This window comes from Caldiplasma sukawensis (assembly GCF_052315375.1).
Lineage (GTDB): Archaea > Thermoplasmatota > Thermoplasmata > Thermoplasmatales > Thermoplasmataceae > Cuniculiplasma.
The window spans coordinates 25,558-48,172 of the sequence record NZ_JBLSDG010000008.1 but is presented as its reverse complement, the minus strand read 5'-3'; the positions used below and the strand labels follow the sequence as shown (position 1 = coordinate 48,172).

21 protein-coding genes are annotated in these 22,615 nt (G+C 35.4%); 11 read left to right on the top strand and 10 right to left on the bottom strand.

The features are described from left to right. Positions 1-52: 52 nt before the first annotated feature. From ACNF4Z_RS05415 to ACNF4Z_RS05405, 3 genes are read right to left on the bottom strand one after another with little or no spacing between them, the layout of a single operon-like run. Positions 53-907, bottom strand: a complete 855-nt coding sequence (locus tag ACNF4Z_RS05415; RefSeq protein WP_458328224.1) for a hypothetical protein — start codon at positions 905-907, stop codon at positions 53-55. 42 nt (positions 908-949) lie between these two features. Continuing rightward, positions 950-1,618, bottom strand: coding sequence for a hypothetical protein (locus ACNF4Z_RS05410; RefSeq protein WP_458328223.1), 669 nt, complete (start codon positions 1,616-1,618; stop codon positions 950-952). Between the two features lie 7 nt (positions 1,619-1,625). Further along, on the bottom strand, positions 1,626-2,258 hold the full coding sequence (locus ACNF4Z_RS05405; RefSeq protein ID WP_458328222.1) for a triose-phosphate isomerase: 633 nt from the start codon (positions 2,256-2,258) through the stop codon (positions 1,626-1,628). A 97-nt stretch (positions 2,259-2,355) separates the two neighbouring features. Here ACNF4Z_RS05405 and ACNF4Z_RS05400 point away from each other — a divergent pair, with 97 nt between their 5' ends. From ACNF4Z_RS05400 to fsa, 6 genes are all read left to right on the top strand, one after another. Beyond that, positions 2,356-3,510, top strand: coding sequence for a right-handed parallel beta-helix repeat-containing protein (locus ACNF4Z_RS05400; RefSeq protein WP_458328221.1), 1,155 nt, complete (start codon positions 2,356-2,358; stop codon positions 3,508-3,510). Between the two features lie 78 nt (positions 3,511-3,588). Next, positions 3,589-5,202: a long-chain-fatty-acid--CoA ligase gene (locus ACNF4Z_RS05395; protein ID WP_458328220.1), complete on the top strand. Its 1,614-nt coding sequence runs from the start codon at positions 3,589-3,591 to the stop codon at positions 5,200-5,202. A gap of 25 nt (positions 5,203-5,227) precedes the next feature. Further along, positions 5,228-6,304 (top strand): cell division protein FtsZ, encoded by a 1,077-nt coding sequence (locus ACNF4Z_RS05390; protein WP_458328219.1) that lies wholly within the window; start codon positions 5,228-5,230, stop codon positions 6,302-6,304. A 62-nt stretch (positions 6,305-6,366) separates the two neighbouring features. Beyond that, positions 6,367-7,212 (top strand): transketolase, encoded by an 846-nt coding sequence (locus ACNF4Z_RS05385; RefSeq protein WP_458328218.1) that lies wholly within the window; start codon positions 6,367-6,369, stop codon positions 7,210-7,212. Beyond that, the gene (locus ACNF4Z_RS05380) at positions 7,209-8,168 is read left to right on the top strand and encodes a transketolase family protein (protein ID WP_458328217.1); all 960 of its coding nucleotides are present in this window, start codon (positions 7,209-7,211) and stop codon (positions 8,166-8,168) included. Before ACNF4Z_RS05385 ends, ACNF4Z_RS05380 begins: the two co-directional genes overlap by 4 nt. Further along, positions 8,152-8,823, top strand: a complete 672-nt coding sequence (gene fsa / locus ACNF4Z_RS05375) for a fructose-6-phosphate aldolase (RefSeq protein WP_458328216.1) — start codon at positions 8,152-8,154, stop codon at positions 8,821-8,823. The genes ACNF4Z_RS05380 and fsa overlap by 17 nt, the downstream gene beginning before the upstream one ends. Positions 8,824-8,828: 5 nt before the next feature. Here the strand turns inward: fsa and ACNF4Z_RS05370 are convergent, their stop codons facing one another. Then, the gene (locus ACNF4Z_RS05370) at positions 8,829-9,746 is read right to left on the bottom strand and encodes a GNAT family N-acetyltransferase (RefSeq protein ID WP_458328215.1); all 918 of its coding nucleotides are present in this window, start codon (positions 9,744-9,746) and stop codon (positions 8,829-8,831) included. A gap of 48 nt (positions 9,747-9,794) precedes the next feature. On the opposite strand from ACNF4Z_RS05370, the gene ACNF4Z_RS05365 reads away from it, so the two are divergent. Both ACNF4Z_RS05365 and ACNF4Z_RS05360 read left to right on the top strand, forming a co-directional pair. Further along, complete coding sequence (locus ACNF4Z_RS05365) at positions 9,795-11,132, top strand: NAD(P)-dependent malic enzyme (RefSeq protein ID WP_458328214.1); 1,338 nt, start codon at positions 9,795-9,797, stop codon at positions 11,130-11,132. Continuing rightward, the gene (locus tag ACNF4Z_RS05360; protein WP_458328213.1) at positions 11,125-11,613 is read left to right on the top strand and encodes a GNAT family N-acetyltransferase; all 489 of its coding nucleotides are present in this window, start codon (positions 11,125-11,127) and stop codon (positions 11,611-11,613) included. The genes ACNF4Z_RS05365 and ACNF4Z_RS05360 overlap by 8 nt, the downstream gene beginning before the upstream one ends. Here ACNF4Z_RS05360 and ACNF4Z_RS05355 read toward each other — a convergent pair. Further along, entirely contained in the window at positions 11,607-12,527 is a 921-nt protein-coding gene (locus ACNF4Z_RS05355) for a hypothetical protein (protein WP_458328212.1), read from the bottom strand. The genes ACNF4Z_RS05360 and ACNF4Z_RS05355 overlap by 7 nt on opposite strands. Positions 12,528-12,551: 24 nt before the next feature. Further along, positions 12,552-12,995, bottom strand: coding sequence for a hemerythrin domain-containing protein (locus ACNF4Z_RS05350; RefSeq protein WP_458328211.1), 444 nt, complete (start codon positions 12,993-12,995; stop codon positions 12,552-12,554). 97 nt (positions 12,996-13,092) lie between these two features. Between ACNF4Z_RS05350 and ACNF4Z_RS05345 the strand changes: the two genes are divergently transcribed. The 3 genes from ACNF4Z_RS05345 to ACNF4Z_RS05335 all read left to right on the top strand — a co-directional run bounded on the left by ACNF4Z_RS05345 (position 13,093) and on the right by ACNF4Z_RS05335 (position 17,935). After that, entirely contained in the window at positions 13,093-14,097 is a 1,005-nt protein-coding gene (locus ACNF4Z_RS05345) for a TrmB family transcriptional regulator (protein ID WP_458328210.1), read from the top strand. A 191-nt stretch (positions 14,098-14,288) separates the two neighbouring features. Further along, a complete protein-coding gene (locus ACNF4Z_RS05340) occupies positions 14,289-16,154 on the top strand; it encodes a TIM-barrel domain-containing protein (protein WP_458328209.1) in 1,866 nt (621 codons plus the stop codon). Beyond that, complete coding sequence (locus ACNF4Z_RS05335; protein WP_458328208.1) at positions 16,151-17,935, top strand: alpha-amylase family glycosyl hydrolase; 1,785 nt, start codon at positions 16,151-16,153, stop codon at positions 17,933-17,935. Before ACNF4Z_RS05340 ends, ACNF4Z_RS05335 begins: the two co-directional genes overlap by 4 nt. On the opposite strand, the gene ACNF4Z_RS05330 is transcribed toward ACNF4Z_RS05335, so the two are convergent. The 4 genes from ACNF4Z_RS05330 to ACNF4Z_RS05315 form a co-directional block, all read right to left on the bottom strand. Then, entirely contained in the window at positions 17,929-19,056 is a 1,128-nt protein-coding gene (locus ACNF4Z_RS05330) for an ABC transporter ATP-binding protein (protein ID WP_458328207.1), read from the bottom strand. The genes ACNF4Z_RS05335 and ACNF4Z_RS05330 overlap by 7 nt on opposite strands. A 76-nt stretch (positions 19,057-19,132) precedes the next feature. After that, positions 19,133-20,053, bottom strand: a complete 921-nt coding sequence (locus ACNF4Z_RS05325; RefSeq protein WP_458328206.1) for a sugar ABC transporter permease — start codon at positions 20,051-20,053, stop codon at positions 19,133-19,135. A gap of 9 nt (positions 20,054-20,062) precedes the next feature. Continuing rightward, the gene (locus ACNF4Z_RS05320) at positions 20,063-20,998 is read right to left on the bottom strand and encodes a carbohydrate ABC transporter permease (protein ID WP_458328205.1); all 936 of its coding nucleotides are present in this window, start codon (positions 20,996-20,998) and stop codon (positions 20,063-20,065) included. A 47-nt stretch (positions 20,999-21,045) separates the two neighbouring features. Then, entirely contained in the window at positions 21,046-22,545 is a 1,500-nt protein-coding gene (locus ACNF4Z_RS05315) for a sugar ABC transporter substrate-binding protein (protein WP_458328204.1), read from the bottom strand. Positions 22,546-22,615: the final 70 nt, after the last annotated feature.

Genomic DNA, 22,615 nt, shown 5'->3' with positions numbered 1-22,615 from the left:
CTAATTTATTTCAGCTATTTAATCGCATATAAAAATTTTTAAAATGTAATTTCTACCTTATTTCATTTATTATAACTTTGTTTTCTTTGAAGGATGATTTCACTGTTTTTAAAGCCATAATGGTCCTATTCAAATCGACATCCATTATACGTAGCCTTAGATTTTGCATTTTATTTTCATTAAACTCCATTACTGAAAATGGCCAAACATCAAGATTTTTAAGACTTGTTAAAAAGGATAATGCAAAACTTGAAGGCTCATCCAGAATCTTAAAATTTATCGAGTCTTCATCATAATCAATCCTAATTGCTTTAAACTGGCTTAAAGGTGCAGCCTTCAGTATTGTTAAATTTTTATTATCATTTGTATGGAAGTCATCATATGAAATATTAATTATTCTTGTATTTTTTTCCAAATATTTAGTAAAAACCTCATCCACCCAGTTTGAAAATTCATAATTTGTCAAACTTACAATTTCAAGTTCGTTATACATTTGATTTTCGAAAAATATCTTTGAAAATTTATTATTATCTTTAGAATTGAATATGAAATCAGAATAATAAGAATCTTCATAATAATATATATTGAACATCAGAAATGATTCTATGCTTAATATTTTATTAAGATGGTTGAAAACTTCTTCATATTCATATTTTCTGTTTAAATATAATACACCGTTTACAAGCTCACCCTTCAACTCATAAGCAATAATGTTAAGCTTTTCAGGTGAAAAATTTTCAGTTGGAAATATTTTCAATTTTATATTTTCTCCCAGTTTTTCACTTGTAATAATAATCCCCTTAAATTGTTGCTTTTCCATTACTTTGGTGCTGAAACTTTCTTTTTTAAATCTGATGATTACTTTTCTGTCAAATACTCCGTTGAGAAAGTTTTTGATGATTTCCATTAATTCTTAATTCTCACTATTAATAATAATTTTATGATATAATCACACAGGTGATATATATTCAATTGTTTGTGTTTCATTATAGAATTTACCTGCGGAATGCATCTCCAGCGTTATCTGAATTTCAGAATTCACAGGTTCCATGGCCACATCATAGTAAATAAAATTTCCATTCTGACTATAATTTAAAACTGCACTGGATAGTGTTGGTGATGTAACATATACCAGACTTACAGAATTTATAAAGCTTACATTATCTCTTATCTCATATTTATTTAAGGAAGTAATTGTGAAAAGTGTAAATTTTCCGTTTGTTTGATTTACATTTACCCAGGATCCGTTATGAAGGTATTGCATTGTAATTGATGGTTCCGTATTGACACTTATTGGTGGATTCAATGCTAAAGACCAGAAAAGAATGGAGGCAAGGAAAAAAACTGCGATAAGATAGAATTTATGAGAACTTCTCTGTGGAATTGGTAGCTTCAAATATCCCAGTATTCTGAAAAGTAGCATAAGAAGCACAAGGAATAAAAGTACTGATAGGTAGCCATAGCCAAATAGTTCCAGAAAACCTTCTGCAAAACCAGCAAGTATCGCAAATACAAATACCACTATTGTAGTACTTGATCTATTTCTCTCATACTTTAAGTATTCCTCTTCGTTAAATTCAGGTAATTTGAAAACTGGTTCATCCTTATTTTTTGGCACTGACCCCTTAGATTATTAAAGAATTTAAACTCTTTGCAGGATCTTTACTTTTAACCACACCGCTTGAAACGAGGATTCCCTTAGCTCCTAATTTTGAAGCAATGATCACATCCTCCCTTGTTTTAACTCCTGCACCTATATATAAATCTGCACCTTTCCTTTCACATAATGTTACACCTTTTTCTATAATTTCGGGCTTTGATATTGATACTGAAACGTCACCACCTATAAGTTCCGGGGGCTCATAGGCGATTATTTTTCCTCCTGCATCCAGGATTTTATTTGCTTCACCTAGATTCTTTGCGCATACTATAAGTTCAAAATTTAGTTTTTCAGCCTTTCTGATACAATTTTTAATTGTGGGCATATCAACAGGTCTTTCAGAATGATTAAGAAGTGATCCATTTATACCCAATTCAACAAGGTCATCCATAATAATCCTTCCAGTATAGGCGCCATATTCATGACAATCTACATGCTGAGAGATTACATTTTTATTCCCGGAATATTTATACAACATTATTGATGGTATTGCAACCCTATCTTCATTTCTCAGTAATGGTTTAATTTCTTCCAAAAACCAATCGATATTTTTTGGTGAGGATTCTTTATAAGCTTTTAAATTTATAATACATCTCATAATTAACCTTAATGTGTCCAATATTTATGATTAATATTTAATCTTTTATTAGTACAACATATAAAGAAAATTTTATAAAAAAATTGGTCATTGTCCTTTGATAGCAACAAAAAACAACGTTTTAATCATAACTGCAATTGTTGTGGTTTTTGTTGTTGGAATTTTGGGAGGATATTTCATAGGTATGAATGTGTCGCCCTCTAAAACAACACAGACTAAAACAACTCAAGGTTATGAATCTGGAAATATAGGGATTGGAAATATGACTGCTAAGGTTATTGCAAAGAGCAATGAGGTAATCACAGGGAATATAAATGCTTCTGGTTACACCGTTGGCGTTTACATTGGGCCTGGAGTAACAAATGTTACAGTTGTGGGAGCAAACATAACTGACGCTAATTCAGAAGGTATACTTGTTCTTGAAACTAATGGTATAACAATCACAAACAACTACCTTACTAATAACGGATTGAATTCCTCCAAAGATGGAGCAATAATTGGAACCATAGGTCTCTATGGAGTTAGTAACTCAACTGTTTCTTTTAACCAAGTTGTTAAAAACAATGTAAGCGGTATAGTCGTAGCTTCAGAGTCCCCTGTTGTGCCAGATGGAATTTCAGGAAAATTAAGACCTATGAACAGTAGTGGTGTTATTTTGAACGGAAATATTGTTGAAGAGGATGCTGGAGGATGCGGAATAGTTGTTGTAGCCTGGGGACCAGCTATGATGACAACCAACACAATTGTAATGAACAACTATGTAACAGGGTCAGTTTTTGGACAACATGGCCCAACTGGACCCTACGTTGGAACCATAGTAATAGCTGGAGATTTCCCATTTGCTCAGGCAAATAACAACACTGTTATGGGAAACACAGTGATAGGTGGACTTGAAGATGGCATTATAATAAACAACCAGGCATCAGGAGCAAAGGATCTTCATAACAGCATAATAAATAATTATGTAAAGGATGCAACTTTTCAGAGATTGAATAACCCACCTTTTGACAACGCCACAGACATGAACCTTGCAAATGAAACAAATGGAATAGCAGTTTATTCAAACTGGATACCACAGAATAACAACCCGCCGCCTGAGGTAAATTTCACTGTAATAAGTGGAAACACAGTTGTTGATGAGGCCATAGGAATATGGCTGGCAAACGCAGGAACATACACTGTGTCTAATAACGTTTTCATTTCAGTACAGACAAATATGACATCTCATGTTGGGGAAAGCACAACAACCTGAATGTGAAAAAGGTTATCTTTATATTAAAATAATGAAAAAGTAACAAATTTTTTATTTACCTTTATTCATTTCTTATATATGGTTTATGTACAGAATGAACTGACGCTGAATAATCTTTTAAGAACCTCCGTATGGAATAACAGGAACCAAAAGATTATCGATTCTGAAATGGGAGAAATAACTTACGAAAAATTTCTAGAAAATGTAGAAAATCTTTCAAGGGGTCTTGTTAAGATAGGTGTGAATCAATATGATAAGGTTGCAGTACTCGATTGGGATACCATAAGATATCTTGAACTGTATTATGCAATACCAATGGCTGGAGCAACAATACATACTGTAAACATTAGGTATCCGGTGGAACTCATATATTACACATTACAGCATGCAGAGGATAAGTTTTTGATAATGAGACTTGAAATTGCTAAACAGTTTTTGAATTATAAGGACCTTTTTGGCTTTGTAAAGGGATGGATAATATATGATCTGAATAAAAGCAAGGAGACCCTACCTTTTTCAAATGTGTATGATTATGATGACGTAATAAGCATGGGTAAGGACACATCGATTCCACTTCCTTATGTTTCTGAGAACGATTATGCAACCATTTTTTACACATCTGGATCCACAGGCATGCCCAAAGGAGTAAGATTCAGGCACAGAGATGTTGTACTGCATGCCACGGCAGTTTCAATATCACTTGGTGATGAGCCAATCAATATAAATTCAGAGTCGGTTTTAATGCCCCTGGTCCCAATGTTTCATGTTCACGCTTGGGGATTCCCACACTTTTTCTTTTTAAAAGGATTAAAATATGTCCTACCTGGAAGATATGACCCCAAGAGGATACTTGAATTGATAAAGAAATACAAGGTAACCCATAGCGCCATGGTACCTTCCATTCTGTATATGCTTATAAACACAGAAAATGCTTCTGAGATGTTAAAAGATTCTGGCTTAAAGGCAATTATTGGAGGGGCCGTCCTAAAAGAGTCCCTAATGAAAGCGGCAAAAAATTTTGGAGTGGAAACCATTTCAGGATATGGAATGTCTGAGACGGCACCAGTTTTAACCCTGTCGCTTTTCAATGATAATATAAGGGCATTGAGTGAGGATGAAAAAGATAAATTTAGAGTGAAAGCTGGTATACCCGCTTCATTTGTTGAACTTAGAATAGTTGATAAAAATGGTGATTTTATCCGTGAAGGTGAAGAGCGAGTTGGAGAAATAGTTGTTAGGGCCCCATGGCTAGCCTCAGAATATTATAAAGATCAGGAAAGTACAAAGAAATTATGGGAAAATGGATGGCTTCACACTGGAGATTTAGGATATGTTGACAAATATGGCTATCTCAATATTGCGGATAGAGAGAAGGATGCTGTTAAATCAGGAGGAGAATTTATACCTTCGCTTATTCTTGAAGACGTTATCTCTCTATATGGAAAGGTGAAAGAGGTAGCAGTTGTGGCAAAAAAGGACGAAAAATGGGGTGAGAGGCCTGTAGCATTTTACACCTCTGATCAGGAAATAGATTATGATGAGATAAGAAATTTTCTTATGAAATTTGTAGAACAGAAAAGAATCGAGAAATTCTGGATACCTGATGAATTTATCAGAATAAGCGAAATGCCAAAGGGATCGACAAATAAGGTGGATAAAAAAGCTTTGAGGGAAAAACTAAGGCAAAATTAATTTAATTATACTTTATATCTTAATTATGCCCTTTGATGAGGATGAACCCCTTGTAGATTTGAATGATGAATTAAGGGATATTTTTGATAATGATAAAAAACTTGATGAAAACATTGAAAAATCAAAAATCAAGATTAAAATAATCGGAGTTGGAGGAGCTGGGAACAATGCAATTGCTCATCTCCAAAAGCATGACGTGGATGAGAAATACTATTCAGTTATGTCAATAGGAACAAACACTGATTTCAGACATATTAAAAAGATGGGAATAAAAAACTTTTTGGTTCTTGGTACAAATAAAACCAGAGGAAGAGGAGCGGGTGCAGATCCTGAGGTGGGAATAGATGCGGCAAAAGAGAGACAGGCAGATCTGGAGGATCTTGTTTCCGGCACAGATCTCATAATAGTGATTGCAGGCCTTGGAAAAGGGACAGGCTCGGGGGCAGGGCCTGTTATTGCAAATATAGCCAAATCAAAGGGGGCTAACGTTCTGTCTGTTTGCATAATGCCATTTAAGGAGGAGGGCAAGGACAAAATTGCACAGGAAGCACTCTCAAGGTTTCTTGATTATTCTGATAACGTTGTTGTGTTTGAAAATGAAGAATTTCTTTCAACATATCTTGAAATGCCATATCAACAGGCAATGGAGCTTGCTGATACCAAACTTGCGGAAATTATTCACTCTCTTATACAGATGTTTGTGAAAAGTGGAAGAATAGATGCGGATTATTCTGATTTTAAAAAGATAATTGAAATGAAAGGGTTTGCTGCATTTGGAGTTGGTGAATCTTCTTCATCACACTCCCAGAGAACACAGGAAGCACTTAAGGAAGCTCTTGGAAAACTTTACAGCAACATTGACAAAAATTCTGCATCTGGTGTCATAGTAAGCATAGGATCCAACGATGATTTATCCATGAATGAAACTGACATGATACTTGCAGAAATAAAGAAATTTACAAATGATACTGTGATGATAAAGAAGGGAGAATATGTAGATAATTCCTTAAACGGTAGGATAAGAATAACTGTACTCATTTCAGGGGCAACATATAAAAATAAGGGATATAGAAGAGATATGGGCAATATTGAGGAAATATGATTAATTATAGATTTTAGAAAAACTTTTAATTTTATAATTCATAGGCAGGAAGGAGAATTCAGATGGAGTATATTAAAAAGAATGATGACTCAATTGATTATGCAACTTTAAAAAAAATTGCAAAAAAGGCAAGGAGCCTAATAATACGGATGACTTTTCTAGCACAAAGCGGTCATCCTGGAGGTTCATTGAGTATAATAGATATACTTACCTACCTGTACTTCAAGGAACTTAATATTAACCCAGATAACCAGTCAAGCCCTGACAGGGATTATGTAATAATGAGCAAGGGGCATGCATCACCGGCCATGTACAGCATTCTTGCGTTGAAGGGATTTTTCCCTCCTGAACTTTTGGACGGTTTCAGACAACTCAATTCCAAACTGGAAGGCCATGTGCATAAGGGAATACCAGGAATTGAGGCTTCAACTGGTTCCCTGGGACAGGGGCTTGGAATTGGCGTAGGACTTGCAATCGCATCAAGACTTAAACACATAAACAATAGGATAGTCGTCATACTTGGTGATGGGGAAATAGAGGAAGGTTCTGTGTGGGAATCTATAATGGCTGGATCAAAGTATCATCTGGAAAATCTTATAGCTGTACTTGACAGGAATGGTGTACAATTGGACGGATTCACAAAAGACATCATGCCAATGGAAAGGTTAAAGGAAAGATTTGAATCTTTTGGTTGGGATGCTTTTGAATTTGACGGACACGATTTTGAACAGATAGAGAAAGCTTTCAGGTTTGCTTCTCAAAAAAATGGTAAACCAAAAATGCTGATTGCAAATACAATAAAAGGAAAGGGTGTAAGCTTTATGGAAAACAACCCTAAATATCATGGATCGCCCCCTGCCAATCAGGATGAATATGAAAGAGCATTAAAGGAGATTGAGTCATCATGACAGTTTACGAAAGTCAGAGAGAGGAGTACGGTAAAACAATAGCTGAACTGGGAGAGAAACACAGTGAAATAGTTGTCCTGGATGCAGATCTGTCATCTTCAACAAAATCAATGGCCTTTGGTAAGAAATTTCCAGATAGATTTTTCAACATGGGTATATCTGAACAGTCCATGGTTACAACTGCGGCAGGGCTGGCTCTTGGCGGCTTTAAGGCCTTTGCGTCAACCTTTGCAGTATTCCTTACAAGAACATATGAGCAACTGAGGCAGTCAATATGTTACAATAACATTGATGTGAAGTTTGTTGTGACCCATGCAGGTATAACAGTGGGAGAGGATGGGGCAACTCACCAGATAGTTGAAGATGTTGGTCTGATGTCTGGACTCCCTAATATGAAGGTAATAGTACCTGCAGATTCCATTGAAACAAGATCTGTAATAACATACCTTGTTGAAAATACAAAAACACCATACTATGTCAGACTTTCAAGGGAAAAATTTGCAGTTGTTAATCAAAAGGACTACGAATTCAAGGAAGGAAAAAATACTGTTTTAAAGGACGGATCGGATTTAACAATATTTTGTAACGGTTCAATGATTGACAATTCATTAAAGGCTGCAGAGATTTTAAAGGAGAAGGGGCTGGATGCTGCTGTGATTAATGTGTCTAGCATAAAACCCATGGATAAACAGAATATTATAAAATATGGAAAAAACACAGGACATGTAGTAACAGCGGAAGAGCATTCAATTTACAACGGTCTAGGTAGCAGAGTATGTGAAGTTTTATCAGAAAATTATCCTGTACCAGTTGTGAGGATTGGCATGAGGGACAGCTTTGGAAAGTCCGGAAAAGCCTGGGAGCTTTTTGATTATTTTCATATGGGAGTAAAGGATATAGTGGAGGCTGGAATTAAATCGTTCAGGGAGGAAAGTGGATATGAAACTGTTTCTTGATACTGGGAATATAGATGAGATCAAAAGTGCTGTTGAAATGGGGTTGCTTGATGGGGTAACAACAAACCCCTCGTTGATTGCCAAAGAGATGGAGAAAGGCAAAAGCTTCAAAGAGATAATATCTGAAATAATGAAGATAACGCCAGGTCCTGTCAGCGTTGAAGTCATATCAACAAACTATGATGAAATGATAAAGCAAGCAATAAAAATAAGCGAGCTTGGGAATAATGCAGTTGTAAAGGTACCAATGACACAGGATGGCCTCAAGGTAATGAGATACCTTAAGGAAAAGAGAATACCTGTAAATGCTACACTGATTTTCAATGCGATACAGGCAATGCTTGCTGCCAAGGCAGGTGCAGAATACGTTTCACCCTTTGTAGGAAGGCTTGATGACATAGGCGAGGACGGTATGAGCATAATTGAACAGATCAGAACAATATTCGACAATTACTCAATCAAGACAAAGATACTTGTAGCATCAGTAAGAAATCCAATTCACATTTTAAGATCAATGATTATAGGGGCAGACATAGCAACAATGCCATACAATGTGTTAGTTCAGCTTTCAAAGCATCCAAAGTCCGATGAGGGACTTCAGAGATTCCTTAAGGACTGGGAAAAAGGATTTGGGAATTTAGATTTTCCTCTTTGAAAAAATTAATTTTTTATAATTTTGTAATGAATTGTTTCAGTTTCTTCTGTTTCCCTGAATCCAAGTTTCTTATAGAATTCATGTGCCGGGTTTTCAACTGATACCCATAACTGAACATCTTTGTGACCCAGAAGGTGTAGTTTCTTCAATACCTGAAACATTAACCTTTTTCCCAATCCTTTTCCTCTAAGATCTGAACGAACAGAAAAATCAACAATCAATGGTGTTCCTCTGTATGAAAGTTCCTGACTGCCATCTGTGATTGCACAAATCCCTGCGATACCATTCATATAAATTATGAGACTTGCCTCCCAGATTGGTTTTCCGTAAATTCCTCTGTAAATATATGAAAATGTTTCATTTTTCCCCTTTTTTCTTAATAAAAGTACAGAATCTGTTTCCCTGCTGTACTGATCTTCCTGAAATAAATTAAGGTCTTCTACCTTAAAATTTGAGAGCTGGAACATGTTTTCATCTTCTGAAATATTTTTAAAATTACTATCAACATCCCTTATCATTTTAACCCTATTAATGGCATTATAATCCAATTCACTCATCAGGCCTGGAAATGGATTGTTGAAAATGCCATCTATTATGAGGGTTGAAGATTTTTCGCGACATTTTTCTTCGAAAAATCCCGTTATAATTTTTAGATCCTCAGGAGAATGATTTTCCTCCTTTGAAAAACCTATGAAACCAAGTTTTCTGTCATCGGAAAGTTCTGAATCAAGAATATATCCATATGCTGAAACCATTCCTTTCCTGATAACAACCCTAGAAGGAATCTTGTTTTCAGATAGCATTCTTATGAGTGGTTCATAATATTCTGAGACCTTGTTTTCTCCATATTTTTGTGATAATTCTTTTATCTGCTCAGAAAGTATTGCTTTCCAGTCTATTTTAACATTTTTTAACTCTTCCATTAAATGTAGAATAGGAATTGTAATAAATGATTTTGCTATAACATCATAATGGAAGAGGAAAAAAAGACAGAAACCTTCAATAGGAAGGCTGTCGAATATTCCAGGTACTATAAAGGTAAGATATCAACTTTCCCAAAGGTTCCCGTTAGAACTAAAGAGGATTTTTCATATTGGTACACTCCAGGAATTGCAGAGGTATCAAGGGACATTAATAAGAATGTTGATCTTTCATTTGAACTTACAGGTAGATGGAACACCATTGGGATTATAACTGATGGAACAAGGGTTCTTGGTATAGGTAATGTAGGGCCAGAGGCTGCAATGCCGGTGATGGAAGGTAAAGCATTGCTTTTTAATCTTCTTGGTGGTGTGAATGCAATACCCATACCCATAAGGGCTCCGGATAAAGATGCTTTTATCAACACTGCCCTTGCTCTTGAACCAGCCTTTGGAGCTTTCAATCTTGAGGATATCGAAAGCCCCAAATGTTTTTTCATACTGAAAGAACTTCAGGAAAAATTGAAAATACCTGCGTGGCACGATGATCAGCTTGGAACTGCTTGTATAACACTTGCGGGCCTCTACAATGCTATGAAACTTGTGGGAAAAAAACTAGAGGATTCAACCATATCCCTGATAGGTTCCGGAGCTGCAAATATAGCTGCAGCCTTTCTTTTAATAGAGGCAGGTGTAAGACCACAAAATATTATCATGTGCGATTCAAAAGGTATCCTTAATCCTGAAAGGGAAGATATGGATAGAATGATGATAAACAATCCCTGGAAATATGAGCTTGGAATTAAGACTAATGGGGAGAGAAGGATGGGGGATATTGCAGAGGCTGTTAAGGGCAGTGACGCCATAATTTCAGCTGCTAAATCTCAGCCAGGTCTTCTTAATGCTTCACATATCAAAAGCATGAATAATGATCCAATAATTTTTGCACTGGCTAATCCTTTGCCAGAAATATGGCCAGATGATGCCAAAAAAGCAGGTGCAAAAATTGTGGCAACCGGAAGAAGTGATTTTCCAAATCAAATAAACAACAGTCTGGTTTTTCCAGCAATTTTCAGAGGGGTACTTGATGCAAGAGCCAAAGGTGTAAATTTTAAAATAATGGTCAGGGCAGCAAAGGCAATTGCATCTTATATTAAAGATCCGACTGAGGACAATATAGTTCCAACCATGGAAGACTGGGAAATGTATCCAGTTGTGGCATCTGAGGTTGCAAGGGCAACTGTGGATGAAAAAATGGCCAGAAAATCAGACAGCAAGGAGGGTTTTTATAAAACTGCCTATGAGATAATAAAAACAAATAGAGATAATTATAACAGACTTCTGAATGAAGGAGTGATAAAGAAACTGCCGGGTGATATGAATGAATAAAAATATAGAGATAAGAAGGGCTGAGGAGAAGGATATTGATGAGTTCCTTAAACTTATAGTCAGGATGAAGAGATTCAATGGTGAATTCGACAGTATGTTCAATACCACAGAAGATAAGCTTGACAAAATAAGAATTTACTATCTTAATGCAATTAAGGACAGCCAGAGATTCATAATATTTGTTGGAACAAGAGATAAAAAGATCATCTCATTGATAAAGGCTGAAATAAGGGAAAGGATATTTTACAATCCAGAGCAGGAGATAAGGATAGAAGATCTTTACATTATGCCAGAATATAGAAGGACCATGCTGGGAAGGAATATGGTTGATACTGTGATACAGGAAGGAAAAAAGAGAGGTATAGGGATGGTTTCTGCAGAATTTCCCGCAATGAATGAAATAGCACTGAATTTTTACTCCAAAATTGGTTTCAGAGAGATAGTAAAAATATTTGGGAAATGCCTGGACGATGATCAGTAAAATGGAAGGTTAAACCAGTATTCAACCGAGGAAAGAGAAGATAATCTAAGTTTTTCAATTTCATCGTAAAGATTTTCCCTTTTTTCCTCACCAGAAAGCCATACTTTTCCATCTTTAATTACAAAATATTCTCTTGATTGAATCATTGATAATTCTTTCTCAGTTATTGTTGATAAAGAAATCGGAGCCCATTTTTTTATTACCATCTTATTTCTCACATTCTTCAAGACACGATATTCCTCATATCTCTCATAAGTTTTTGTTTCCATAAATTCATTAAATTTTTCAATCACCTTATTTTTAAGGTTTTCATAATCCAGCTCCTCAGTAAGAGTGATCCTCGCAGGATAATATAGTGCGGGCATAATTCTGTCATTTCCCCTGTAAAAAAATGAATAAAAAATTTTAGATCCCATAATCCTTCCTTCCTGTTGCAGATATGGAATTGTAACGATCCCAGGATTTTCAATGGCCCTTGATGGATATGAATAGAACATCTCATCGGGAAGTTTGAGTTCATTTTTTATATGATAGAATGATTCCACGATATCCACTGGATCTTTGAATTTACTGGAATGAAAATATAAATTAAATAGCAAAGGAAAACAATCCTTGATTTTAAGATTGGATGGCTTAATTTCAACTGGTGTGGTTCCGTAATCATCCTTCATGGGCTTTATAAAATTCTTACCACCCTGGGTTATTACATCAATTCCGTTCTCCCTAAGAATTGTGATATTTTCAGAATCCAGTTTAATATTTATGTTGCATGATACCTGAAACTGTTCACCTGCCATTGTATAAATGTCTGAAGGATTTGCAAGAGACAAAACTGAAATTCTAAATGCTTCTTTCCATATACTTCTTAGATCATCAATGTATTTTTTAACTTCATTTATCCACTGATTTTCCATGCAAGAATATAACTAACACAGATATTACAGTTTTTTAATCATTCTTGACCTTCTTGCTCTCCACTCAGGAGGTCTCTTTGCAAGATTGTTTGGCAGATAATCGGGAAATCTGCTGAAAAGATATTTCTCCTCTCTCTCCTGATGTTCCTGAAGAATACTCCTAATCTCATTCAGATACTTTCTTATCTTTGTATAATTTTGATTTTCCAGATCCCTGTGAATCATCTCCATAACATTCCAAACGGCCCCATGTTCCGCTTCGAAACCTGCTATTTCGAGCCCAACCCTCCCATCCTCGTTAATCAATGGAAACAGGTATTCCTCTTCAATAAATATGTGATCCTTAAGGCTTTCCTCGAAAGATTCATAATTGTCTATGTCTAATTCACCATCTGATTCAAGTCTGTTGCATATTTCATTTATTGCTTTAAATTCCTTTTCGTGTTCATTGAAAATCTCTTTAATCATATTTTCATGAGAATTTTGTATTATAAAAATATAAGGCATTATATCATAGGCATAATTTAGCAAAAACATTTTTTCACATGTTGGTTTTACTGTAGCAATGGAAGATGCCTTTGAAGAACTAAAGAGATTTGGTTTGACAAACTATGAAATAATGGTGTTTCGGGCAATAGCTACTAAAGGCCCTCTTACCACTGGTGAAACAGTAAAGCTTTCAGGTATACCTCAACCAAGAGTTTATGATGTCATAGCAAAGCTTACAGAAAGAGGACTCATAGAGATGAGCCCGGGGAAAAAGAATCTTTACCGAGCCAAAAGTGTATCAGAGGCATTCAGTCAACACCTTGAGGAAATGAAAAAAACAGTATCAAAAATTGATAGACAGGTGGAAAAATTAAAATCTTCAAGAACTTCTGATGATCCCTATTTCTGGATTGTAAAATCTGAGAATAAAATCAAGAAAGAACTCAAAAATATGATAAGGAATACAGAGGATGAAATATTATTGTCATTGAAAAGGGATAATTTCAATTATGTAAAGGACGACCTTGTGGATGCCGTTAATGAAGGGATAAATGTGGGCCTTGTTCTCTTTCCTGAAGAGGGTGAAATTCCTGAAATACTTCTTAAAAAGGCAAATATTATGAGAAGATGGGGAAGGGCTTCAGAGGTATTTATTAAGGATAGAAGTGAAATTGTCGTAAAGATAGATAATGGAAGAAAGGATGACAATTATGCCATAGTAGCCAGGGAGGATGAAATAATACATATTGCAAGTTACTATTTTTATCATACAATCTGGATGCCCGGAGATACACTGAACATAAGCAGGGATAGAGGTGAGTTGAGATTTAAAACAGCCTGGTATGCGTGTTGGTTTTTGAAAAACCTTGATTTGACAAATCTAAATGTAAAATGCAAAGTAACTGGTATCTATAAAAACAGGTTAAGAAAACTTGAAGGGGACGTTACAAATGTTACTGTGAAGGAAGGTTATCAGCATACTTTCAATATCCTTTACAGAGGTTCTGAAATAAGGATAGGTGGAAAAACTGCAAGGATAGAAGATGTTGCAATGCATGGATGTGAATTTGCCTGGAAATAACTACTTGATAAAGTAACTTGTAATTAAATATAATGTTTGAAAAAAATTATTATATTAAGATTTTACTTTTAAATATGGGATATTAAATTGATTGTATTTTATTTTGTAAAATTTTTTAATATAAAAAATATGAAATTTAAAATTTATTTCCTTTTTAGAAATTGATTTAAACATAATATACATACAATTTCATGAAAATTGAGGCTTATGAAAATGATAGTACATATCAATTCATCATAAATGAATGCAGGCCTGTTTTGGATTTTGGATTTAAAGGTAAACCACTGCAAAATCCTGGAGAAATACTAAAAAAATTTGGAATGGACGTAAAAATAATAAATGATACATTAGAATTGGATCTGAAAATAAATATAAAAAGCAGAGTAACCGGTTTTGGAGAACATGCATTTTCTTATGACAGAAAAAGAATGAAGCTTCTATCCAGAAATACTGATCCTGGAGGTTATGGGAGAGGAAAAGAACCAATATATCTGCCAATACCATTTTTTATTGTGAGTGAAAATGGGCATAGTCAGGGTATTTTCATCAACTATGGAGGGGAAATCCAATTTGATACAGGAATAGAGAATTACAACATTATAAAAGCCAAAATGAGTACAAATTCCATTGAATTTTTCATAATTGATAATGATAAATATAGTGAGGTTGTCCGTAATTTTATTAAGCTTACTGGAAAACCGGTTATACCGCCCATTTGGGCAATTGGACACTCCATTTCAAGGTACACTTATTATCCTGAGAAAACTGTGCTTTCAATAATAGATGAATACAAAAAAATAGTCCCTGTTGACACTGTATATCTTGACATCCATTACATGGAAGGATACAGAATGTTTACATGGAGCAGTGAGAGATTTCCCAACCCGGAGGAATTCATCGACGAAATTCATAAAAAAGGTACTAAAATCGTTACAATTATAGATCCAAGCATAAAGGTTGACCAAAACTATGAAGTTTTCAAAGAAGGACTGGGTTCTTATATGGAAATGAAAAACGGTGACATATTTACTGGAAAAATGTGGCCTGGATTGAGCGCTTTTCCGGATTTTCTGAATAATAAAGGTAGACAATTCTGGAAAAAACAGATTGAAAAATTCATAAAAAGTGGTGTTGACGGAATATGGCTGGACATGAATGAGCCTACGCTTCTCACTGAAGATCATCTGTTTCCTGAAGATGCAATGCATACACTTGATAATGGAGATAAGATTGAACACAAGCATGTGAGAAATTATTACCCATACTTTGAAGCTGCAGCAACTTATGAGGTTCTTAAAAACAGGGATGAAAAACCATTCATACTTACCAGATCAGGTTTTGCGGGTATTCAGAAATTTGGTGCTGTATGGACAGGAGATAACCTTTCTGAATATGATGATCTTAAACTTCAGATCAGTATGATAATTTCAATGAGCATAAGTGGAATTGTGATTTGTGGAACTGATCTTGGGGGATTCTTTGGAAGGAGCGACCCTGAAATGGTAGCTGCATACTACAGAATGGCCCTGTTTTTCCCCCTCTATAGGAATCATAAAACAATAGATGGAAATGACCAGGAAGTATTTCTATTTCCGGAGAATGTTAAAAAGAGGATCACAGAGGCAGTTAACCTCAGATACAGATTCCTTGAGCATATATACAATACCATAATAGAAAGCACCGAGAAATTTGAACCCGTCATTAGACCTGTGTATTATGAATGGCAGAACGATGATGCGTTCTATGCGGAGGATGAGTATATGCTTGGCGAGTACATACTTTATGCCCCTCAGATTGAAAAAACAATTTCAAAAAGGAATGTTTACATACCACCTGGACAGTGGATTGATTTCAATTCAAATTCAATAATTGAAGGTCCGGTACACATTACATCAGAGGAAGAATTCCCCATATTTATCAGGATGAATTCATGCATAATATTTGGGGATGAACTCAGGATATACGGGAATGTGAAGGATGAAATTGAAATAATGGGAATCAGATACAATTTAAAATCAGGAAAAACAGGTAAGTATAAAGTCGTGAAGGTGTTATGAAACCACATATTGAAAAGTTGAATGGTTACCAGTGGACTGTATACTTTAAAATCAGAAGGGAGGATAGAGATGTTGATGCATATGTATCTGGAAATTTCAACTGTTTCGGCGATGGTAGTATTCAACTGGAAAATGAGGGAGACTTCTGGACCGGAAAAGTAATACTTCAGGCAGGTAAATACAATTACAGATATGAAATAAACCAGTATAAATATTATAATAATGAAAGAGAACCATTGGACCAGGAACAGTTTGAAACAATTGAAATTTATCAGGAAAACTTCTTTCACGATCCTTCTCAAGATAGATTCTATTATTCACCAGATGAATTTGCTGAAATTATAGCATTAAATCCCACTGGAAAAAACCCTCCAATGCTAATTGACAACAATGAAAGTATAATTTCATTCATAAGATCCTATGAAACACCATATGTTTCTTTTTATTGCTTTATTGTAAAAGGTGGAGAGGATTACACATTTTTGGATTATGATGGAAATAAATATAATTTCAAACCACAGTATCATGAAAATAAAGAAAAAAATAGAGTCATATATCAGATATTTCCCGATAGATTTTATAGAAAAGGTGACAAGGAAAAAGGTCTCATAGAATGGAACAGCCTCCCGGATTCAAAATCTTTTTACGGTGGAAATATAAGTGGAATAATTGAAAAACTTGATTATATAAAATCACTTGGCTGCAACATAATTTACCTGAATCCACATTACAGATCAAGAAGTAACCACAGATATGATGTGGATGATTACTTCAGTGTTGATCCATTATTGGGAACCATGGATGATCTGAAAATGCTTTCTTTTAAACTGAAAGAGAATAATATGGAACTGATGCTAGATATGGTTTTTAACCATACATCAACAAATTTTCCTAAATTCAGAGATGAAAATAAAGCTGATAACTGGTATCATATGTACCAAGAAGATTATGGGAAGTTCAAAAATGTTAAGGGAATGCCTAAATTGAATCATCTTAATGAAAATGTAAGAAATATGGTGCTTGATGTCATAAAGTTCTATTACAATGAAATTGGAGTGAGATTGTTCAGATATGATGTTTCAGATTCCATTGATCTAAGGGCTGTAGAATACTACTTTAAACAATTGAAAAAAGAAATACCAGAAATGCTTAATATAGCTGAGATATGGTGTGATCCTCAGATATTTACGGAAAGTGGTTTGTATGACGGCTTCACAAATTATTTTCTCAGAGATTTAATAATTAAAATTTCAAAAGGGGTAATTTCAACCAAGGAAATGGAAGGTTTGTTAACAATGTTAAATGTCCATTCAGGAAAGCTGTCTTTGATGAACTCAATGAATGTGCTTTCGACCCATGACACAGAGAGAATAATAAACATACTTGGAAGGGATCTGATGCTTTTTTCATACACCCTTTTGTTTATGATGGATGGTATGCCATTGATATATTATGGTGATGAGACCGGACTTGAAGGTGGAAGTGATCCTGACTGCAGAAGGCCTTACCCATGGGAAAACCAGAATGTACAAATGGTGGATTTTTTCAGAAAATTAATAAGAATAAGAAATGAGAGAAAAGAGATGCAGACCGGTCATCTTTTTATTAAGGAAGAAGGTGAAACCATAATCTTTCAGAAAATTTTGCACAATGCCACTACAACACTAATTTTCGCCAAAAATGAAAGAGAAATTAATAAGGTAAATATAACACTTGGAAACAAATATATGGAAAATGAAAAAAATATAATAATAGAGAAGAATGGTTTTATACTCTATTGAATGACTTTTTCACTATTTTCAATTTCCCTCAATTTTTTATCTCCACCACTGTATATTCTTTTACCGTCTGGCCCAGAAAAAAGATGTATCTTTGAAATGTCTGGCTCTATAGAAATTAATTCGTCAGGATTGTGTGAATTTTCTATGTTTGTCTCCATGGATATTGATGTGCCATCTTCCAGAACCATGAATTCATATATTATTTTTCCCATGATTTGTTTTCCAGTAACTTTTGCTTTTATTCCCTGACTTGACTCCAATGTATTCTCTGGTCTGAACCCAACCACAACATCATCACTGTATCCACCTGGCAACTCCAAGCCATCAATTTGATAAGTTTTCCCCAAAGATTCAAGCATTGCCTCTCCATTTTTTTCATATAATCTGCCATTGATAAAATTCATTTGAGGGTCTCCCATAAAACCTGCCACAAATTTGTTCTCTGGTTGAGCATAGATTTCAGCGGGATCACCTAGCTGAATCACCCTCCCACCATTCATGATCACTGCTGTATCAGCCAGTGTTGAAGCCTCAACCTGATCATGTGTAACGTAAACAGTTGTTGTTTTTAGTTCTCTTTGTAATTTTTTTAACTCTACCCTCATCTGTGCTCGCAATTTTGCATCCAGATTTGATAAAGGTTCGTCCATGAGAAATAATTTGGGTTCTCTCACAATTGCTCTTCCAAGGGCAACTCTTTGTCTCTGTCCTCCTGAGATCTGGCCCGGTTTCATGTCAAGGATTTCACTAATTCCTAGCAATTTTGAAACTTTTTCAATCTTATCTTCCATTTCATTTTTATCCATCTTGGCAATTTTAAGTGGAAATTTTAGATTATCTCGCACTGACAGAAATGGATAAAGTGCATAGTTCTGAAAAACCATAGCAATATCTCTATTCCTCGGTGGAAAATCTGTTATTTCAATATCATCAAGGAATATTCTTCCGCTATCAACAGTTTCAAGGCCAGCCATTATCCTTAGAGTTGTTGTCTTTCCACAACCACTCGGTCCAAGTATCACAAAAAAATCTCCGTCATCTATATTCAGATTAACGTCAAAAACCCCGTGACCTTTCTTGTCAAAAATTCTTGATACATTCTCAAGCACAAGTTTTCCCATAATATCAAAAAAGATATGTTAATTATATTATATTTGATTTTTCATTTTTAGTAGTATATCCTTTATTTATATATCTTCACTTATATGTTGCAAGGCTGAAGCCAGATACAAGGTATTTCTGGAACACGAAGAACAATATGAATATTGGAATCCCCATGAGTACAGAAAATGCTGCATAAACCCCATAATTAACTGTGATATTTCCCTGTGAAACATAGTACATGCCAATTGCCATTGTATACTTACTTTTGCTTGTCAGAAATTGTCCCGCAAGTGCATAATCTGTATATGGGCCCATAAATGCAATGAGCAGTGCGAATATTATTACTGGCTTGGACATGGGTATGAGAACTCTGAACAGTGATTTAACCTTTGACATGCCATCCATCTGGGCTGCCTCCTCATATTCCTTTGGTATTGCATCAACATAGTTCTTAATCAGATAGGAAGAGTAGACTATAGCGCCTGCTGAATAAGGAATAAGGAGACCGTTCAGTGAGTTAGTCAGATGAAGTGAGGAGAACATGAAGTAGTAAGGAATCACCATCATTGTGAAAGGGAACAGTGAAAGTATTAAAAGCATGTAAAGTAGTGTAACCTTAAGTGGAAATCTAAACCTGGAGAATGCGATACCTGCTGAAATAGAAAGGGCAACACCAATAAGTGTGGATAAAATTGTTACATAAAGTGTGTTTCTCAGCCAGAGCAGGAATGGGTGCTGAAATAATATGGATGAATAATTACTGAGATTCATTCTCAGATTTGGAATCAGCTGGTAAAGTGAAGTATTTATAAGATTTCCTATTGGATTCAACGATGTTAAAACAATATAGTAAATTGGAAACACTGCAAATATTGAGAATATTATCAGTACTATGTGTGATACTGCAAGTTTAATTTTTTTCATTCTTTTGTAGTAAAGATTCCTCCTGTAAAGATCAATATTTGAATTTTTTTTCATTAAATTTTCATTATTATTAATTGCCTGATCCACCATAAGTTCACCTCAATAGAGTACTCTCATCATTTTTGTGTAATGATTTGCAACTATTACGAACACAAGGAGTATGAGAATTGATACTATAGAATATGCGGCGCCCAGTGAATAATTTAATTCGCTGAATGCCTGAGTGTATGCATAAGTAATAAGTATCTGTGTTGACCTACCAGGCCCTCCTCCTGTTAGAAGAAAAGGCACATAGAAATTATTCCATGTAAAAATGAAACCGAAAATCGTAACAAAGGCAAACTGTCTTTTTATCAGTGGGAGTGTCACATATCTTAGGGTTCTTATTGTACCATAGCCATCCATCTCGGCAGCCTCATACATCTCCTTTGGTATGCTCTGTATGGATGCCGTATAAACATAAGTGTAATATGGAAAAGAGAGCCAGAAATTCACAAGTATGAGAGATAACATTGCATCACCTGGGTTTGTAAGAAATGGTATTGACTTAATATGTAAATAATTCAGAAATTCATCAACGACCCCACCATGAACTGCAAGCATGTTTGACCATACAAGTACCGTGAGAAATGCAGGAAATGCCCATGGAAACAGGAATAGGGTTCTGTAAACTCTCTTTCCAAGAAGACCTTTTTGATTTATGATGAGTGCCAATATAAAGCCTGCTGGAACCATTACAGCAATACTTCCCAGGCTCCATACAATTGTATTCATTATTACTTGTCTTAGAGCATTAGAGCCAAAGATGTATACAAAATTTGCTATGCCAACTATCTCAAAACCTGTAGCAGTTGTATGTATGGAATTGTAATTAGTAAATGAAAGATAAATGCTATATGCAATTGGATAAAAATTCAGAAATCCAAGAACAACAAGAATTGGAGATATCATTACAAGTCCAATAATGGCAAGTTTTCTGCGCATTTTTTTGTTTGCCGCTTTTCTATTAATATCTCTCTTGATAGAAACGTTCATTCGAATCACTTAACCTGAAAAAATTTAAAAAAATTTAAAAAATTTTATCAATTATTGCCGCTGTCTCTGTCTCCGCCTTTCTTCCTTCTTGAGACTGCAACAACTGCAACTATTGCAACCAGTACAACAAGTACTACCACTATTATTATGATATCAGTATTTGACAAGAACACTGGTTTTTCGTTCAACTGGCTTATCTCTTTCTGAACTTCGTGCTGGAATGCATTCATGGTTGAAGTAACGTTGTTTGTTCCGTTGTCATAAAGATTTCCTATATAGGTGTGGAAGTTTGGCCAGTAGTACTGTATTGATACATAGTTTGGCTGTATCTGTGTGTGCTGTTCCTGTGCAACCCAACCTGATATCAGAGGATCCTGAGCCCTTGCCGTGGCATTTGCTGATATATAGGAGCCAACTGATGTTAGGGATGGAAAGTCTCCAGCCTTAAGGAATAGATTTTTCTGTGCAGTGAAATTGGTCAGCATTTTAATAAACTGTATTGAAGCCCAAAGCTGGTGTGCGTTTATACCACTGGCTGCAGGTGAAGATATTTCGTATCCAACAGAACCCCAAATTGGTGAAACCCAGTCTCCTGTTGCAGAATTCTCTGGAAGTGGTGCAACACTAAGATTCTTTCCAAGATATGCCTCAAATTTTGACTGACACCATGGACCCTCTATTATGAATGCAGACTGATTGTCCTCGAACAATTCGTTTTCCTGTTTTGTTGATGTTATGCCTGTTGGGCTTATTTTATATTTGTATGTAAAGTTGTATAGCAATGATATTGCCTGTATTCCTGCAGAACTGTTCAGTGTTGGCTGTCCTGCTGAATTAAATATCTGCCCTCCAAATGCTGGCCACCAAGCTGCAGCCCTGTATCCATAATCTGCACCGAGCGCATAAGCAAGACCGTATACTGGATTTCCATTGTATGTATCGTTTTTGGTAATATTTTCTGCCTCTTTAATCAGCTGATTAATTGTGGTTGGGGGTGTTGTCACATATCTCTTATTATAGTATAGACCAACACCGTTTGTGTTAACTGGTACTCCATATATTGCTCCGTTTATTGTCCAGTCTGATATTGTTCCAGTTGTAAAGTTTGAGAAGAAGGATGATGGAAGGTACTGACTCAGGTTCAAAAGGTATCCTGACTCAAACAGTACTCCACCATCGTTGCTTGTATCTCTGTAAATGTCAGGAGCCTTTCCAGATGCAGCGGCGGTTGAGAATGTGCTGCTTGCAACATTTACTGCTGGATTATCCTGCACAGTTACATTAGGATATACGGACTCGAAGTATTTGCAGGTTTCGTTAAAAACTTCCTGCTCACCGCCAGGAGATCCTGCACCCCAGACTGTAATTGTGACCTGGTTAGAGGTCTGAGGCTGAGCAATAATATGAGCCGAAGGACTCCCTGTTTGCTGTATGTTCTGAAATGCAAAAACTGCTCCACTAAGGACAAAAATAGCAGTAATTGCCACGGCAAGAAAGACCTTTTTCCTGCTCATATCATATTTTTTAAAATATGGTCCAAGTTTCATGGAATCACTTATGAGATATACTAATACCAGCTTTTAAATTTTTCTTTTTTACTATTTTAAGTAGTTATGA

Coding starts and splice junctions, on each gene's coding strand:
- ACNF4Z_RS05415 (WP_458328224.1), bottom strand. CDS start 907: ATGGAAATCATCAAAAACTTTCTCAACGGAGTATTTGACAGAAAAGTA.
- ACNF4Z_RS05405 (WP_458328222.1), bottom strand. CDS start 2,258: ATGAGATGTATTATAAATTTAAAAGCTTATAAAGAATCCTCACCAAAA.
- ACNF4Z_RS05395 (WP_458328220.1), top strand. CDS start 3,589: ATGGTTTATGTACAGAATGAACTGACGCTGAATAATCTTTTAAGAACC.
- ACNF4Z_RS05390 (WP_458328219.1), top strand. CDS start 5,228: ATGCCCTTTGATGAGGATGAACCCCTTGTAGATTTGAATGATGAATTA.
- ACNF4Z_RS05385 (WP_458328218.1), top strand. CDS start 6,367: ATGGAGTATATTAAAAAGAATGATGACTCAATTGATTATGCAACTTTA.
- ACNF4Z_RS05380 (WP_458328217.1), top strand. CDS start 7,209: ATGACAGTTTACGAAAGTCAGAGAGAGGAGTACGGTAAAACAATAGCT.
- fsa (WP_458328216.1), top strand. CDS start 8,152: ATGAAACTGTTTCTTGATACTGGGAATATAGATGAGATCAAAAGTGCT.
- ACNF4Z_RS05370 (WP_458328215.1), bottom strand. CDS start 9,746: ATGGAAGAGTTAAAAAATGTTAAAATAGACTGGAAAGCAATACTTTCT.
- ACNF4Z_RS05365 (WP_458328214.1), top strand. CDS start 9,795: ATGGAAGAGGAAAAAAAGACAGAAACCTTCAATAGGAAGGCTGTCGAA.
- ACNF4Z_RS05360 (WP_458328213.1), top strand. CDS start 11,125: ATGAATAAAAATATAGAGATAAGAAGGGCTGAGGAGAAGGATATTGAT.
- ACNF4Z_RS05355 (WP_458328212.1), bottom strand. CDS start 12,527: ATGGAAAATCAGTGGATAAATGAAGTTAAAAAATACATTGATGATCTA.
- ACNF4Z_RS05350 (WP_458328211.1), bottom strand. CDS start 12,995: ATGATTAAAGAGATTTTCAATGAACACGAAAAGGAATTTAAAGCAATA.
- ACNF4Z_RS05345 (WP_458328210.1), top strand. CDS start 13,093: ATGGAAGATGCCTTTGAAGAACTAAAGAGATTTGGTTTGACAAACTAT.
- ACNF4Z_RS05340 (WP_458328209.1), top strand. CDS start 14,289: ATGAAAATTGAGGCTTATGAAAATGATAGTACATATCAATTCATCATA.
- ACNF4Z_RS05335 (WP_458328208.1), top strand. CDS start 16,151: ATGAAACCACATATTGAAAAGTTGAATGGTTACCAGTGGACTGTATAC.
- ACNF4Z_RS05330 (WP_458328207.1), bottom strand. CDS start 19,056: ATGGGAAAACTTGTGCTTGAGAATGTATCAAGAATTTTTGACAAGAAA.
- ACNF4Z_RS05325 (WP_458328206.1), bottom strand. CDS start 20,053: ATGGTGGATCAGGCAATTAATAATAATGAAAATTTAATGAAAAAAAAT.
- ACNF4Z_RS05320 (WP_458328205.1), bottom strand. CDS start 20,998: ATGAACGTTTCTATCAAGAGAGATATTAATAGAAAAGCGGCAAACAAA.
- ACNF4Z_RS05315 (WP_458328204.1), bottom strand. CDS start 22,545: ATGAAACTTGGACCATATTTTAAAAAATATGATATGAGCAGGAAAAAG.